Here is a 15,790-nt window from a genome sequence, read left to right on the forward strand (position 1 = left end):
GTCCTCCCAACTCTTGTCCGTCTTTGATAGTCCCCCCGCCCATCGTTGCAAACCGTTTTGACCGACGTAACGCATTTTTGTGGAACACCCTGAAAACGATACGGGCGAGAACCGAAGTTCCCGCCCGATTTACTCGACAAAGGAAGGTTGAATTCCGTTTATTCCGCCGCGAGCCGGATGACCTCCGCCTCTTCTTCCTTGTGTTCGTCCGGCTTGTGCTGGATGAGCGGACGGTTGCCCGTCAGCCGCCGCAGCAGCACATAGAACACCGGCGTCATGAAGATGCCGAAGAAGGTCACGCCGATCATGCCCGAGAAGACCGCGACACCCATGGCCGCACGCATTTCCGCGCCGGCGCCTGTGGAGACGACGAGCGGCACGACGCCCATGATGAAGGCGAGGGAGGTCATGAGGATCGGGCGAAGGCGAAGGCGGCTGGCCTCGATCGCGGCCTCCCGCGGCGTTCTTCCCTCGAACTCCAGTTCGCGGGCGAATTCCACGATAAGGATCGCGTTCTTCGCCGATAGACCGACAAGCACCACAAGACCGATCTGGGTGAAGATGTTGTTGTCTCCACCGGTGAGCCAGACGCCGGTCAGCGCGGCCAGCACGCCCATCGGCACGATCATGATGATCGCAAGCGGCAGCGTCAGGCTTTCATACTGGGCGGCCAGCACCAGGAAGACGAGCAACAGTGCCAGGGGGAAGACGACGATGCTCGAATTGCCGGCCAGGATCTGCTGATAGGTCAGATCCGTCCATTCGAAGTCGATGCCCGCAGGCAGGGTCTCGTGAAGGATCTTCTCGATTGCCGCCTGCGCCTGACCCGACGAGAAGCCCGGTGCCGGACCGCCGTTGATATCGGCGGCAAGGAAGCCGTTGTAGCGGTTCGCGCGTTCCGGACCGGTGCTCGGTTCCACCTTCAAGAGGGCAGAAAGCGGGATCATCTCACCCGATGCCGACCGGACCTTCAACTGGCCGATATCTTCCGGCTGGGCGCGGAATTTCGCATCGGCCTGCACACGGACGCTGTAGGTGCGGCCGAAGGCGTTGAAGTCGTTCACGTAGAGCGAACCGAGATAGATCTGCAGCGTCTGGAAGACGTCGGTGACGGAAACCCCGAGCTGCTCGGCCTTGGCACGGTCGAGATCGGCATAGAGCTGCGGCACGTTGATCTGGAAGCTGGAGAACAGCCCGGCGAGCTCAGGCGCCTGGTAGGCTTTTGCAAGCACGGCCTTGGTCGCCTCGTCGAGCGCCTGGTTGCCGAGGCCGGCACGATCCTCGATCTGCAGCTTGAAACCGCCCGTCGTGCCGAGACCATTGACCGGCGGCGGCGGGAACATGGCGATGAAGGCATCCTGGATGACGCCGAACTTCTGGTTCAGCGCCATGGCGATTGCACCGCCCGAGAGATCAGGCGTCTTGCGCTCTTCGAAGTCCTTCAGCGTCACGAAGACGATGCCGGCATTCGAGGAGTTGGTGAAGCCGTTGATCGACAGGCCCGGAAAGGCAATCGCATTGGCAACGCCCGGCTGCGCCAGCGCGATGTCGGTCATGCGCTTGATGACGTCTTCCGTGCGGTCCAGGCTTGCGGCATCCGGCAACTGGGCGAAGCCGATCAGATACTGCTTGTCCTGCGACGGCACGAAGCCGCCGGGGACCGTGCTGAACAGGCTGTAGGTCGCACCGACCAGCGCCAGGTAGATCACCATGACGATGCTCTTGCGCGACAACAGCCCGCCAACGCCCTTGCCGTAGGCATTCGAGCCCGCTCCGAAGACACGATTGAAGCCGCGGAAGAACCAGCCGAAGATAGCGTCCATGAACAGCGTCAGCCAGTCCTTCGGCTGATCATGGCTCTTCAGGAGAAGGGCTGCCAGCGCCGGAGACAGCGTGAGCGAGTTGAAGGCCGAGATGACGGTCGAAATCGCGATCGTCAGCGCGAACTGGCGGTAGAACTGACCCGACAGACCGGAGATGAAAGCAAGCGGCACGAACACCGCGACGAGCACCAGCGCGATCGCGACGATCGGACCGGAGACTTCCCTCATCGCCTTGTAGGTGGCAGCCCGCGGCGACAGGCCTTCCTCGATATTGCGCTCGACGTTTTCGACCACCACGATCGCGTCGTCGACGACGATACCGATCGCAAGCACCAGTCCGAACAGACTGAGCGCGTTGATCGAGAAGCCGAAGACATACATGACCGCGAAAGTGCCGATGATCGAGACAGGAACGGCGATCAGCGGGATGATCGAGGCGCGCCACGTCTGCAGGAACAGGATGACGACGAGGACGACGAGCGCGATGGCTTCGAGCAGCGTGTCGATGACCTTCTCGATCGAGGCCCGCACGAATTTCGTCGTATCGTAGACGATCTCGTATTTGACGCCCTCAGGCATGGCGAGCTGCAACTGATCCATGGTCGCGTTCACATTGTCCGCGATCTCGATCGCGTTCGAACCCGGCGCCTGAAGAACGGCGACGGCGACGGCCGGCTTACCGTCGAGCAGCGAACGCAGCGTGTAGTCCGCAGCACCGAGCTCGATGCGGGCGACATCGCGAAGGCGGGTGATCTCGCCATTGGCGCCCGTCTTGACGATGATGTTGCCGAATTCCTCGGGCGTGCGCAGGCGGCCCTGGGCATTGACGTTGAGCTGCAGGTCCACACCGGGCTGGCTCGGCGATGCGCCGATGATACCGGCGGCGGCCTGGATGTTCTGGGAACTGATCGCGCTGCTGATGTCGCTGGCGGCAAGATTGTGCTCGGCGGCCTTCTGCGGGTCGATCCAGACACGCATGGAATAGTCGCCGGCGCCGAAAACCTGCACCTGACCGACGCCTGCGATGCGGGCGAGCCGATCCTTGACGTTGAGGGTCGCGTAATTGCGAAGATAGGTGATGTCGTGATTGTTCCCGTCGGAGACGAGGTTGACGACCATGATGAAGTTGGGTGAGCTCTTGACTGTCGTGATGCCGAGCGAACGGACTTCCGCCGGCAGGCGCGGTTCGGCCTGTGAAACGCGGTTCTGCACGAGCTGCTGCGCCTTGTCGGGGTCGGTGCCGAGCTTGAAGGTAACGGTGACGTTGAGCACGCCGTCCGATGTCGCCTGGCTGGCCATATAGAGCATGCCTTCGACACCGTTGATCTGCTCTTCGAGCGGCGTCGCCACCGTTTCGGCGATGACGCTTGGGTTGGCGCCGGGATAGGTAGCGCGCACGACGATCGACGGCGGTACGACCTCTGGATATTCGGAAATCGGCAGCGCGCGCAGGCCGATCAGGCCGGCAACCAGGATGAGGACCGAAAGAACGCCGGCAAAGACCGGGCGGTCGACAAAGAATCTGGAGATGTTCATATCAAAGCCCTCTCCGGGGTGAACATGGATGCAAAGTCCCTCTCCGGCGGTTTGGGAGCCGCCGGCGGGTCGTATCATTTCGAGTATTGGCCCTCCCCCTCAGGGGAAGGCGAAAGTCTTTACTGCGCGGTCGCGACCTTCTCTTCCATCTGAGGCGCGACGACTGCGCCTGGACGGATGCGCTGCAGACCGTTGACGACGATCTTCTCGCCGACGTTCAGGCCGCCTTCGACCACCCGCTGACCGTCAGCCACTGTGCCGAGCTGGACCTGCCGATAGGCGACCTTGTTCTCGCCATCGACGACGAAGACGAACTTCTTGTCCTGGTCGGTGCCGACGGCGCGGTCACTGATGACGATCTTGTTCTCGGCCTTCGGCTGGCCCATGCGCACCCGCACGAACTGGCCGGGGATGAGACGCCCGCCCGGATTATCGAAGACGGCGCGAACGCCGATCGTGCCGCTTGATGCATCGACCTCGTTGTCGATCAGTTGCAGCTTGCCCTTGATCGGCGTGCCGCTGTCGGTCAGCGTGCCGACTTCGACCGGGATCTGCTCGACGGGAGGCAGGGCGCTGTCCGTCTGCGGAAGCTGGGCGAGCGCCCGCGTCACCATCTCTTCGCTGGCATTGAAGCTCGCATAGATCGGATCGACCGAAACGAGCGTCGTCAGCGCCGGCGAGGTCGAACCGGCCGCGACGAGGTTACCGGCAGTCACCTCGATCTTGCCGATGCGGCCGGAAACCGGAGCCCGCACTTGAGTGTAATCGAGATCGAGCTGCGCAGACTGCAGGGCAGCTTGCGCCGAACGCAGCCCCGCCTGAGCCTCAGCCAGCGAACTCTGGCGCTGATCGAGATCGCTCTGGGAGATGGTGCGGTTGTCGGAAAGCCTGCGGCCGCGATCGAGTTCGGTCTGCGCTAGGCTGACCTTGGCCTCGGCCGAAGCGACCTGGCCTTGCGCCTGCGCCACGCTCGCCTGGTAGGGAGCCGGGTCGATGGTGAAGAGCAGGTCGCCCTGCTTGACCAGCGCCCCTTCGCGGAAGGCCACCGAAAGGATGGCGCCGGCGACACGGGAACGCACCTGCACCCGGTCGACCGCTTCGAGACGGCCGGAGAAACTTTCCCAGGCCGTCACGTCGCGCGCCGCGACGACGGCAACCGTCACCGGCACAGCGGGAGTCTCCGCGGGGGCGGAAGCAGCTGTAGCGGTCGTGCTCATCGGCAATTCGAAAAACAATGCAGCGCCGGAAATGGACGCAACAAGCCCTATGCCGGCGCCCATCAGGGCCCAGCGCTTACTTCTGGACGTCATTAGTACTCTCCTTGCGGCTCTAAGCCGCCGAAATATCAGGTCTTCTTCAATGCAATTGCGGTTGGACGCTTACCTCCCGAAGAAAGCTTCCAAAATGGCGGCTGACGTTTTCCTGCCAGTCGGGCGCTCCGTCGGATTTCCCACCATAAATCGAGGGCCAGCCCGTCCCGGCGGGAAGGACATGCTGGCGCACACCGACGCCGGCCTGTTTCAGGCGGACACCGTAACCAATCGTTTCGTCGTGCAGAGGATCATCCTCCGCGGTGAATATCAGCGCCGGCGCGACGCCTGAAATACGCGAACAGAGGCAAGGCGCCGCATAAGGATGGCAACCGCCGCCGCTCAGATAGTGGCTCCAACCTTCCGTCCAGCGCTGGCGCATGCCGATGGCTTCAGCCTTGCGGATCGAGGAAGTGCCCATGAAGGGATCGAGCAGCGGCGAAATCAGAACCTGGCCGTCGAGCGCGTCCGGCATCTGGTCGCGCGCCTTCAGCGCCACGCCGGCGGCGACATTGCCGCCCGCCTCCTCGCCGGCGACGAAGAGCAGCGACTTGCGGTCGCCGAGACCGGCGCGTTTGTTGGCGAGATAGGTGAAAACGGAGAAGGAGACTTCCAGCGCCTTTGGAAACAGGTTGCCGGAAAGGCTGCTGTAATCGGCGGCAACGACGATGGCGCCGGCCTTGGCGAGGCTCATCGCCACCGGCCGGTCGACGTGTTTGTCGCTATCCAGAAACGCGCCGCCATGCAGGTAAAGCACGATCGGCGGACCCTTGCCGTAATCGGCGCCCTGGTAGATGCGTGCGGAAACGGGGCCGATGGCCACCTTATCCAGCATCATATCTTTCCATTCCACCGTCATGCTTCCGGTCTCTTTTGTCGGCCACAAGCAGACAACGTCCGCCGCTTGCATTTTCTACAAAAAAGATATTGTTATTCCAACCAGGGAATAAGAAGCTATAACGCGATAACACTGTTCCAGATCTCGAACAATGGTGCAACGCAAACTGCGGATTTGAAACCGATGGATCAGCTCTCGGCAATGCGCGTCTTCATTCGTGTCGTGGAGACGGGCAATTTCACCCGCGCCGCCGACATGCTCGCCATGCCCAAGGCGACGGTGACCAATCTCATCCAGGGCCTGGAAGCGCATCTGCGCACCAAGCTTTTGAATCGGACCACGCGCCGGGTCATGGTGACCACGGACGGTGCGCTTTATTACGAACGCGCCGCCCAGATCATTTCGGAACTGGAAGAACTCGATGGCAGCCTCTCCAATTCGCAGAGCTTGCCGAGCGGACGGCTGCGTGTCGAGATGGCCGGCGCTTTCGCCGATTGGATTGTCGTTCCGGCACTTTGCGATTTCTATCAGCGTTATCCCGATATCCGTATCGACCTCGGTGTCGGCGACCGCACGGTCGATTATCTTGCAGAAAACGTCGATTGCGCGCTGCGCGCCGGCACGCCGGCCGACCAGTCGCTGATTGCGCGGCGCGTCTCCGAAGTCGAGATGATCACCTGCGCTTCTCCGGGCTACATCCAGAAATTCGGCATGCCCGAGCGGCCCGAGGATCTGGAGGCGGATCATTACACCGTCAACTATTTCCGCGCCCAAAACAACCGGACGCTGCCGTTCGAATTCCGCCGGCACAACGAGGTGATCGAGACCAGCCCGCGTTACATCGCCTCGGTCAACGATAGCCGCACCTATCTGACGGCGGCGCTGACCGGCCTCGGCATCGCGCAGGTGCCGATCTTCATGGCGCGCGAGCCGATGGCAAGGGGCGAACTCGTCCGCGTGCTGCCGGACTGGCGCCGCGATCCGCTGCCGCTCTATGTCGTCTATCCGCCGAACCGCCACCTCAGCAACAAGGTCCGCGTCTTCGTCGACTGGCTGGTGAAACTTCTGGTCGAGGCAAAACTGAACGACGGTTGAGCGCCAAAACAAATACGGCCCGGAAGGCAGGGGAAACCTTCGACGGGCCGCAATCTGCAACTTTGAACATCAAGCCTGTCGCACCGTAGCAAGGGCGCGGCAGACTCTGGAGGTTCGCAAAGAGAACGGCAGGGAATTCCACTCTCTCGCGATAAAGCAGATATACGCACTCCCCACAGGATTGTAAGGAAAAATTCCGCAATCACGTTCACATAATTGCGATGATGGCTGGCTCCTTGTTCCCCCGCGCGGTGGCGGACCGGGTTTCAATTCCCGGCCGCCGGCTTCAGTAGGTCCTCGAGACCGATGCGGCGGAACAATTCCGCCCGAACACGATCGGCGACGCCGTTGACGATCTCCGCGCCGTCCTCGGACGGATCGATATGGACGCGGAACGGCCGGGTGCCAAACGGCTTACCAACGACATCGACGATGGCGACGGCAACCGCGCCGGCATCGGCGTCGGCAGGTTCGAGCGCTGCCAGGCCCTGCAGCGCCTGTTCCGGCACGCCCTTGTAGGGCCCTTCATTGTATTCGGCGGCGCGGGCCGTATCGGCGGGCGAGCCGGAATGGGCGAAATGGTTGGTGCCCTTGGTGAAGGCGCCGGGCACGATGATCGAGGTCTCGATGCCCCAGCGGGTAAGCTCGCCGGCATAGGAGACGGCAAGTGAATCCATCGCCGCCTTGGCGGCGAAATAGGGCGAGAGGTAGGGAGGCGTGCCGCCGCGGCTGCTCGACGACGATACCCAGACCACCAGGCCCTTGCCCTGCTTGCGCAGATAGGGGAGTGCCGCGCGGTTGACGCGCTGGGTGGAGAGCACGTTGATGTCGAAGAGTTCGGCGAACTGTTCCGGCGTGAAGGCTTCGGCTGGGCCGAAGGACATATGGCCGGCATTGTGGATGATGACATCAAGGCGACCCGCATCGGCGATGATCCTGGCGATACCTGATACAACCGACGCGTCGGAGGCGACATCGAGTTCGACCGAGCGCAGATCGACATTGTTCTCCTTGGCGAATTCAGCCGCATCGGCGACGGCGGGAGCGTTGCGGCTTTCCGTGGCGCGCATGCCGGCATAGACGGTGTGGCTGGCCTTAGCGAGAGCGCGGGCGGTAAGCGCGCCGAAACCACTGGAAGCGCCTGTTATGACGATGACTTGCTTGCTCATGATCCTATTCCTTCTGGGTTCGATTGGGATTGCTTGAAGTGGAAACTTTGAGTTGGCGGCAGCCTGGAGACCGCCGCCGGTCTTTCGTCAGATCACGCCGCCATTGGCGCGCAGCGTCTGTCCGTTGATCCAGCCGCCGTCCGGGCCGGCGAGGAAGGCAACCGCAGAAGCGATGTCTTCCGGTGTGCCGAGGCGTTCCAGCGGGTTCATTTTCGCCGTGCGGGCGATGAGTTCGTCCGACTTGCCGTTAAGGAAAAGCTCGGTGGCGACAGGACCGGGCGCGACGGCGTTGACGGTGATGTTGCGGCCACGCATCTCCTTGGCCATGATCGCCGTCAGCGTTTCCACCGCAGCCTTGGTAGCGGCATAGACGCCGTAGGTTTCGAGCTTCAGGCCGACGACGGATGTCGAGAAGTTGACGACCCGGCCGCCGTCGCGCAGACGCCTGGCTGCCTCGCGCAGCGTATTGAAGGTGCCCTTGAGGTTGACACTGATCTGGCGATCGAAATTGGCGTCATCGGCCTCGGCAAGCGAAGAGAGCATCATGATGCCGGAATTGTTGACGAGCACGTCGACGCCGCCGAAAGCGGTTTCCGCGGCATCGAACATGCGGCGGACGGCTTCCGCATCGCTGACATCGGCCTTCGCCGTCAGCGCCTTGCCGCCGGCCTGCTCGATCTTCTTTGCCAGTTCCTCGGCCGGAGCGGCATTGCCGGAGTAATTGATGACGACGGTGAAACCGTCCTTGGCGAGGCGCTCGGCGACTGCTGCGCCGATGCCGCGGGAAGCGCCGGTCACCAGTGCGACCTTGCTGTTTTCGTGGGAAGCCATTGTCCTTCTCCTTCATTCTGCGCCGCAGCGCGTTTTCGATGAGGAGAAGATGCGCCTTTTCCTTTTGCGGATAATCTGGCATTCTTCGGCATCACTATCCGAGAATAACGAACAAACAGATGGACAGATTTGACGCCATGCGCGTGTTTTGCCGTATCGTGGAACGCCGCAGCTTCACGCTTGCCGCCGATGACACCGGTCTGCCACGCTCGACTGTCACCGATGCGGTCAAGGGGCTGGAAGCCCGCCTCGGCGTGCGCCTGCTCCAGCGCACGACGCGCCATGTCAGTCCGACGCTTGATGGCGAAGCCTATTACCAACGCTGCCTGTCGATCCTTACCGATATCGAGGAAGCCGAAGGAGCCTTTGCCGGCGCCAAGCCGAAGGGCATGCTGCGTGTCGACGTGCACGGCACGCTCGCCCGCCATTTCGTACTGCCGAGCCTGCCGTCCTTCCTGGAGACCTATCCGGAGATCGAATTCTACATGAGTGAGGGCGATCGGCTGATCGATCTGGTGCGTGAGGGCATCGATTGCGTGTTGCGCGTCGGCACGCCGCAAGACAGCGACATGGTCGCCCGGCGCGTCGCCATGCTCGATGAGGTGACACTCGCCTCTCCTGCCTACATTGCCCGCAACGGCCTGCCGCAGCATCCCGATCGGCTTGCCGGCCATCGCATGGTCGGCTTCCACTCCAGCGGCACCGGCAGCCCGCTGCCGCTCGAATTCACCGTCGACGGCACGGTGCGTAACATCACCATTCCCGCCACCATCGCGGTCAACGCCGCCGAAAGCTATATCTCAGCGGCGAGGATGGGCCTCGGCATGATCCAGATCCCACGCTATCACGCCGAAGGAGATCTTGCCGCGGGAACGCTGGTCCAGATACTGCAGGACTTTCCGCTGACCCCGACACCGGTTTCCTTGCTTTACCCCCGCAACCGCCAGCTTTCGCCGCGCGTGCGCGTCTTCATCGACTGGCTGGTAAAGGTCTTCGCTCGACAAAATTCCGAAAACGCGCTTCACTAAATTGCGCCTTGCTAATATGAGCGCCCTCGGAGAACGGCCATGGCACTCAACGATATCACCGTCTACCAGACGGAAGACGGCTTCGTCGTCGAATTCGGCGGCGAAGGCGAAGACAGCATTGCCGTGACGCTGCGCAGCACGCCTGAGCTAACGTCGGAAAATGCCGTCTTGCGGGCCAAGGCCCTGCTTGCCGCAGCAATCGAACCTGCCCATGGCGACGGCGCGCGCAGCAAGGATCCTGCTTTGCTCGAAGAAGAGCTGGAAGAGGGCCTGGAAGATTCCTTCCCGGCGAGCGACCCGGTCTCGGTCACATCATCCTCGATCCCGATGCGCGATCCGAATGCGGGCCGCTGATGTCTCTGGCCGAAAAACATGAAGCGGTTTCGGGATGACGGCGAGCGCGCTGAATGTTATCTGCGTCTGATATGACCGATGGTGGAACGATATCAGGCGCGATCGGCGCCGGCACGCTCACCGGCGAAAGCCTCAGGGAATTTTTCGAGCGCGATGCGATCGCCGTCTCCCGCGACCTGCTCGGCTGCCATCTGACCGTGGACGGCGTCGGCGGGCGCATCACCGAGACCGAAGCCTATTTCCCCGATGACGAGGCCTCGCACAGCTTCCGCGGCCCGACCAAGCGCAACGGCGCCATGTATGGCAAGCCGGGCAATGTCTATATCTACCGCATCTACGGCATGTACTGGTGCCTGAATTTCGTCTGCCATCCTGGCTCGGCTGCACTCATCCGCGCCCTGGAGCCGGAAACGGGAATCCCTCTAATGATGGAGCGGCGCGGCACCGATATGCTGACGTCGCTCTGCAGCGGCCCCGGCAAGCTCTGCCAGGCGCTCGGCATCGACATCGAGATCAATGACAGGCTGCTCGATCGCCCGCCCTATGCGATCGCGCCGTCGGCCCCGGTGCCGATCGTCTCGGGAAAACGCATCGGCATCACGAAAAATGCCGAAGCACCATGGCGCTTCGGCATTCAGGGATCTCGATATCTCAGCAAGCCGTTTCGCTAAAGCAATTCCAGGAAAAGTGCGAAGCGGTTTTTCCGTCCGGAATTGCGGCAACGCCTGGAGTTCATTCCATGACGGCGCTGTGGTCGACGGCGGGTGCTGCCTTCGGCTTGCGCAACAGCAGAACCAGCGGAATGACCGCAAGCGACATCAGCATCAGCAGCTTGAAATCGTCCATATAGGCGATGATCGTCGCTTGCAGCGTGATGATCTCGTTGAGCGAAGCACGGCCGGCCGCCGTCACCGGGCTGAGCCCCTGCGCAGCCACCGCATTGAAGGCGTGGTTAAACGGCGTCACATAGGCGGCGATCGATTCATGATTGCTCTGCGTGTTTTCGACGATCAGCGCCGAGACGATCGAGATGCCGACCGCCGAGCCGATGTTTCGCGACAAATTGTAGAGACCGGTGCCGTCGCCGCGCATATGGGCGGGCAGCGTGGAAAAAGCGATCGTCGTCAGCGGCACGAACAGAAAGCCGAGGCCGGCGCCCTGGATGAAGCCGACCGAGACGATCGTCCATTGCGAGACGTCGGGTGTCCAGCCGGTCATGTCGTACATCGCCCATGCGGTGAGCCCCAAGCCGAGCGCCAGCAACGCGCGCGTATCGACCTTGCCGACCAGCCGCCCGACGATGAACATGCAGAGCATGGTGCCGAGCCCGCGCGGCCCCATGACGATGCCGGCGGTGATGACGGGATAGCCCATCAGCGTCTGCAGATAGGGCGTCATCAGTGCCAGTGAGGCGAGATAGGTAATGCCGACCACGAAGATGAAGATCATGCTGATCGAGAAATTTTGATCGAGGAACAGCTTCGGGTTCACGAAGGATTTCTCCGCCGTCAGCGTATGCACGATCAGCAGATAGAAGGCTGAGGCGCAGATCAACGCCTCGAGCATGATCTCACCGGAAGAGAACCAGTCGAGCTGCTCGCCGCGGTCGAGGAAGAGCTGCAGCGCGGCGATGCCGAGGCTCATCATCCCGAAGCCGAACCAGTCCAGTTTGGCGAGCAGATCCCTCTTGGTCTCGGTGACGTAGACGACAATGCCCATGAAGGCCAGCGCGCCGATCGGCACATTGATATAAAACACCCAGCGCCAGCTGATATTGTCGGTCAACCAGCCGCCGATGACGGGCCCAAGCACCGGCCCGACCATGACCGAGACGCCGAAAAGGGCCATCGCCGAGCCGCGCTCCTCGACCGTGTAGATGTCGAGGAGGATGCCCTGGGAAAGCGGCACCAGCGATGCCCCAAACAGGCCCTGCAGCAGGCGAAACGCGACGATCTGGTTCAGCGATTGCGCCAGGCCGCAGAGAACGGAGGCCGCCACGAAGCCGGCAATGGCGACGAGCAGCACGCGTTTGCGCCCGAACTTGGCGGCGAGAAAGCCCGACGGCGGCGTCATGATGGCCGCCGCGACGATATAGGAGGTCAGCACCCAGTTGATCTGGTCGGCAGAGGCCGACACGCTGCCTTGGATATAGGGCAGCGCCACGTTGGCGATCGTCGTGTCCAGCGCCTGCATGATGACGGCGAGAATGACGCAGGCCGTGATCGCGCCGCGATTGGCAATCGGCGTCGCCGGAGAAGCAGCAGCGTTACTCATGATCCTTGCCCTGAGGCCGGCCCAGAAGCTTGTTGACGAAATCAGGCAGGCCGCGGGCATGACCGGTCTCGACATCGACCACCGTGCTCATGCCGACACGTAGCGGCGGCTTGCCGTCGGTGTCCTCGATGCTGACGCGCATCGGAATACGCTGGACGACCTTCACCCAGTTGCCCGTAGTATTTTGCGCCGGCAGCAGCGAGAAGCTGGAGCCGGAGGCCGGGCTGATGCTCTCGATCTTGCCCTTCCATGTCACGCCGGGATAGGTGTCGACATAGATATCGGCCGTCTGACCGGGCTTGACATAGGTAAGCTCGGTTTCCTTCGGGCTGGCGGCGATCCACAGATGGTCGGTGGCAACAAGCGAGAAGGCCTGTTGCGAAGCCTGCAGGTAGGAGCCGACCTGCAGCGCGTTGACATTGGTGACGATGCCGTCGAACGGTGCCTTGACGACGCTGTGGTCGAGTTCGCGCTGGGCATTATCGACCTGCGACTTGGCCTGCAGATAGAGCGGGTTTTCCTCCACCGGCTGGTCGGCATTGCCGCCAAGCTGGGCGAGCGTCGTTGCGGCTTCCGCCTTGGCGACGGTCACCTTCTGCTGCGCGGCTTCCAGATTGTGCTTGGCTTCGTCATAGGCGGATTGCGTCGCGCTACCGTTGTTGACGAGGTTTTGCTGCCGGTCAAACTGATCCTGATAATAGGGCAGATCGGCTTGCGCCTGCGTGATCTCGGCAAGCGACTGCTGATAGCTGGCCTTGAGATTCATGATCTGGTTGCGCTGCGCGCCGAGCTGCGCCTTGGCGCCATCAAGCGCGATCTTGAAAGAATCCGACCGCAGGCTGAAGAGCACCTGCCCCGCCTTGACGGCCTCGTTCTCATGTACGTTGATCTGGTCGACGATGCCCGAGACGTCGGTGGTAAGTCCGACCATGTCGGCCTGGATATAGGCGTTGTCGGTCGACATCACCTGGCCGCCATTGACGTAATAATAACCGCCGACGACGAGCGCCACCGGCAGCAGGGCAAACAGGATCGGCCGCGTGAGACTGCGCCGGCGGCGGACCTTGTTGCCGCCAGGCGCAGCCACGGCGGCAGCCGGCGCTGAATTGGATGAAGGCGCTTCGGCTACCGTTTCCTGCTGTTTCGCTTCGTTGTCTTCGACAGGAGTCTCGGTCTTGGCATTGGCGTCGGCAACGACGCGGAGGGAGGATTGATCAGCCATCGTTCGTCTCGTTCTCGTCAACCGGGCTCCGGCATGCCTGAACCAGGTTCGTCTTCATTACGGATAGGATGTGGAAAAGCAGCTCGCGCTGCTCTGGCGAAACGCCTTGCAACGCTTCTGCGCGGGTGGTGTCGCCGAGCTCGCGCATTTCGGCGAGCAACGGGTGCGCCTCGTCGCGCATATAGAGCAGCCAGATGCGCCGGTCGGTCGGGTGCTGGCGGCGCTCGATCAGCCCGCGTTCGGCGAGCTTGTCGAGAATGCGCACCAGCGTGATCGGCTCGACTTCCAGGATTTCGGCAAGGCCGCCCTGATGGATGCCTTCATTGTTCGAGAGATAGGCAAGCGTCTGCCATTGCGACCGTGTCAGCCCAAGGCACTTCGCGCGCTGCTCGAACCGCTTGCGCAGCAGCCGTGCAACGTCGTGGAGAAGGAAACCGAGGGTCGGAGTGGCGTTCATGAAACCTGTGACCGTTATTTATAAGCATCCTTATAATATCGGTAGATATATTGAGCATGTGCACTGCACAAGGGCATGGACGGCAGATTCAGCAATGGCGGCTAAAATGCCGCAGACCGGGTCAAGCATATCCTGCAGTTTCTCCTTTCGCCGTTTACAAGCACCAGACGGTAGCCGCAGCCCAGCTCCGCCCTAATTCTGTGGCAGGAACAGCCTCCGCCGGAGGCGCGCATTGGGGAGCTCGATGGCGTTCTTCGAAAGCATGCTGACGCTGCTGCTGGTGGCGATCGTCTTTCTGCAATTCTCCAGGAAATTCCGGATTCCCTATCCGACAATGCTGGCGATCGCCGGCGTCATCGTCGCGGCCGTGCCCTGGGCGCCCGAGGTCGCGATCGATCCCGAGCTTGCGCTAGCGCTGCTGATTGCGCCCGTACTTTTCGACGCCGCCTATGATCTGCCGCCGAGGACATTGAGACGCAACTGGCTGCCGCTGTTCTCGCTCGCCGCCATCGCCGTGATCCTAACGGCCGCAGCCGTCGCCACCGTCAGCGTGACTATGGCCGGCCTGCCGCTTGCCGCAGCTGTCGCACTCGGCGCCATCGTCGCCCCGCCGGATGCGGCCGCCGCGACCGCCATGCTCGACCGCTTCACCCTGCCGCGCCAGACCTATGTGATCCTGAAGGGTGAAAGCCTCCTGAACGACGCAGTCGCGCTGCTGATCTTCAGCGCTGCGGTGGCAGCCGCCGCAAGTCCCGCCTTCTTCGCCGGCGCCCTGGCGGAGTTGGCGCTCGCCGTGCCTGGCGGCCTCATCCTCGGCTATCTCATGGGCCGTCTCTATATGGTCGTCGGCCTGAGGCTTGCCGGCACGCTCGGCGGCACCCTGCTCGAATTCGTCGCCACCTTCGGCACCTGGATCATCGCCGAGCGGCTGCACCTTTCGGCAATTCTGGCCATCGTCGTCTATGCGATGGTGATCGCCCGCTACATGCCCGAGCGGCAGACGGCCCGCCACCGCATTCATTCCTATTCGGTCTGGGAAGCCGCGGTCTTTCTGCTCAACGTGCTCGCTTTCCTGCTGATGGGTCTGCAGGCCCGTCAGATTGTCCTCGACCTCGATCCCGGCCGCCTGAATTTCGCGATCACCTTCGCCGCCATGGTCTTCGTCACCGTCATCGTCGTCCGCCTGGCCTGGGTGCTCATCTATAACCGCGTCATCAACTTTCTCGCCGCGCGCGGACGCACGACACAAGCCGTTCCGACTTTCGCGACCAGCCTGCTTGCCGGCTGGTGCGGCATGCGCGGCCTCGTCACGCTGGCGACCGCGCTCGCTCTGCCGATCGACTTCCCCGATCGCGATATCATCCTGCTCAGCGCGCTGGCCGTCGTTCTCGGCACGCTCATCGTCCAGGGGCTGACGCTCGGGCCGCTGATCCGTTTCCTGAAATTCGACCCGGACACCTCCCTGGATCGCGACCTCGCCAAGGCCCGCGTCACGTTGATCGATGCGGCCCTTGCCGAACTCGCCGGCGGCGAGGACAAATCCACCCGCATCCTGCGCGACGTCTACACCTCCGAGCGCGAAATCACCGCTGATGGGAAACACCCGCGCGAGGTCAGCAGGCTCGACAAGCAGCGCCGCAACGTCATCGTCGCCAAACGCCGCAGACTGGCGGCGATGCGGCGCGCCGACGAGATCGACGACGATGTTTTTCACATGCTGGAACAGGAGCTCGACTGGGCCGAACTCGCCGCCCTGCCGCCCGGCAAAGACGAAATCGTCGAGAGCTGATACCCTCTGTGACGTTTTGATGGATTCCGGAATCGTTACCAATTGGCATTTGCAATTTTTCGCC

General features: G+C 62.3%; 13 protein-coding genes. 5 read left to right on the forward strand and 8 right to left on the reverse strand.

The annotated features are described in order from the left end of the window. Positions 1-158: 158 nt before the first annotated feature. The 3 genes from G9X67_RS09395 to G9X67_RS09405 form a co-directional block, all read right to left on the reverse strand. Positions 159-3,359 (reverse strand): multidrug efflux RND transporter permease subunit, encoded by a 3,201-nt coding sequence (locus tag G9X67_RS09395; protein ID WP_171598545.1) that lies wholly within the window; start codon positions 3,357-3,359, stop codon positions 159-161. A gap of 119 nt (positions 3,360-3,478) precedes the next feature. Next, the gene (locus tag G9X67_RS09400; protein WP_171598546.1) at positions 3,479-4,669 is read right to left on the reverse strand and encodes an efflux RND transporter periplasmic adaptor subunit; all 1,191 of its coding nucleotides are present in this window, start codon (positions 4,667-4,669) and stop codon (positions 3,479-3,481) included. Positions 4,670-4,715: 46 nt separating this feature from the next. Continuing rightward, positions 4,716-5,528: an alpha/beta hydrolase gene (locus tag G9X67_RS09405; RefSeq protein WP_029872452.1), complete on the reverse strand. Its 813-nt coding sequence runs from the start codon at positions 5,526-5,528 to the stop codon at positions 4,716-4,718. A gap of 162 nt (positions 5,529-5,690) precedes the next feature. Between G9X67_RS09405 and G9X67_RS09410 the strand changes: the two genes are divergently transcribed. Then, the gene (locus G9X67_RS09410) at positions 5,691-6,602 is read left to right on the forward strand and encodes a LysR family transcriptional regulator (RefSeq protein ID WP_138330180.1); all 912 of its coding nucleotides are present in this window, start codon (positions 5,691-5,693) and stop codon (positions 6,600-6,602) included. Between the two features lie 266 nt (positions 6,603-6,868). Here the strand turns inward: G9X67_RS09410 and G9X67_RS09415 are convergent, their stop codons facing one another. Then, entirely contained in the window at positions 6,869-7,771 is a 903-nt protein-coding gene (locus G9X67_RS09415; RefSeq protein ID WP_171598547.1) for an SDR family oxidoreductase, read from the reverse strand. Between the two features lie 87 nt (positions 7,772-7,858). Further along, a complete protein-coding gene (locus tag G9X67_RS09420; protein WP_171598548.1) occupies positions 7,859-8,602 on the reverse strand; it encodes an SDR family oxidoreductase in 744 nt (247 codons plus the stop codon). A gap of 119 nt (positions 8,603-8,721) precedes the next feature. On the opposite strand from G9X67_RS09420, the gene G9X67_RS09425 reads away from it, so the two are divergent. The 3 genes from G9X67_RS09425 to G9X67_RS09435 are packed head-to-tail and all read left to right on the forward strand — an operon-like array spanning position 8,722 to position 10,655. Continuing rightward, positions 8,722-9,630 (forward strand): LysR family transcriptional regulator, encoded by a 909-nt coding sequence (locus G9X67_RS09425; RefSeq protein ID WP_171598549.1) that lies wholly within the window; start codon positions 8,722-8,724, stop codon positions 9,628-9,630. Positions 9,631-9,669: 39 nt separating this feature from the next. Then, the gene (locus tag G9X67_RS09430) at positions 9,670-9,984 is read left to right on the forward strand and encodes a hypothetical protein (protein ID WP_012758722.1); all 315 of its coding nucleotides are present in this window, start codon (positions 9,670-9,672) and stop codon (positions 9,982-9,984) included. 53 nt (positions 9,985-10,037) lie between these two features. Next, positions 10,038-10,655, forward strand: a complete 618-nt coding sequence (locus tag G9X67_RS09435; protein WP_138330176.1) for a DNA-3-methyladenine glycosylase — start codon at positions 10,038-10,040, stop codon at positions 10,653-10,655. A 61-nt stretch (positions 10,656-10,716) separates the two neighbouring features. Here the strand turns inward: G9X67_RS09435 and G9X67_RS09440 are convergent, their stop codons facing one another. The 3 genes from G9X67_RS09440 to G9X67_RS09450 are packed head-to-tail and all read right to left on the reverse strand — an operon-like array spanning position 10,717 to position 13,937. Further along, complete coding sequence (locus G9X67_RS09440; RefSeq protein WP_138330175.1) at positions 10,717-12,258, reverse strand: DHA2 family efflux MFS transporter permease subunit; 1,542 nt, start codon at positions 12,256-12,258, stop codon at positions 10,717-10,719. Continuing rightward, entirely contained in the window at positions 12,251-13,480 is a 1,230-nt protein-coding gene (locus tag G9X67_RS09445; protein ID WP_171598550.1) for an HlyD family secretion protein, read from the reverse strand. The genes G9X67_RS09440 and G9X67_RS09445 overlap by 8 nt, the downstream gene beginning before the upstream one ends. Continuing rightward, positions 13,473-13,937, reverse strand: a complete 465-nt coding sequence (locus tag G9X67_RS09450) for a MarR family transcriptional regulator (protein ID WP_003562008.1) — start codon at positions 13,935-13,937, stop codon at positions 13,473-13,475. The genes G9X67_RS09445 and G9X67_RS09450 overlap by 8 nt, the downstream gene beginning before the upstream one ends. Before the next feature lie 244 nt (positions 13,938-14,181). On the opposite strand from G9X67_RS09450, the gene G9X67_RS09455 reads away from it, so the two are divergent. Beyond that, positions 14,182-15,726 carry a sodium:proton antiporter gene (locus G9X67_RS09455; protein WP_171598551.1) on the forward strand — a complete coding sequence of 515 codons (1,545 nt, stop codon included), beginning with the start codon at positions 14,182-14,184 and terminating at the stop codon, positions 15,724-15,726. Positions 15,727-15,790 lie beyond the last annotated feature (64 nt).

This window comes from Rhizobium sp. WYCCWR 11152 (assembly GCF_013087615.1).
GTDB lineage: Bacteria > Pseudomonadota > Alphaproteobacteria > Rhizobiales > Rhizobiaceae > Rhizobium > Rhizobium indicum.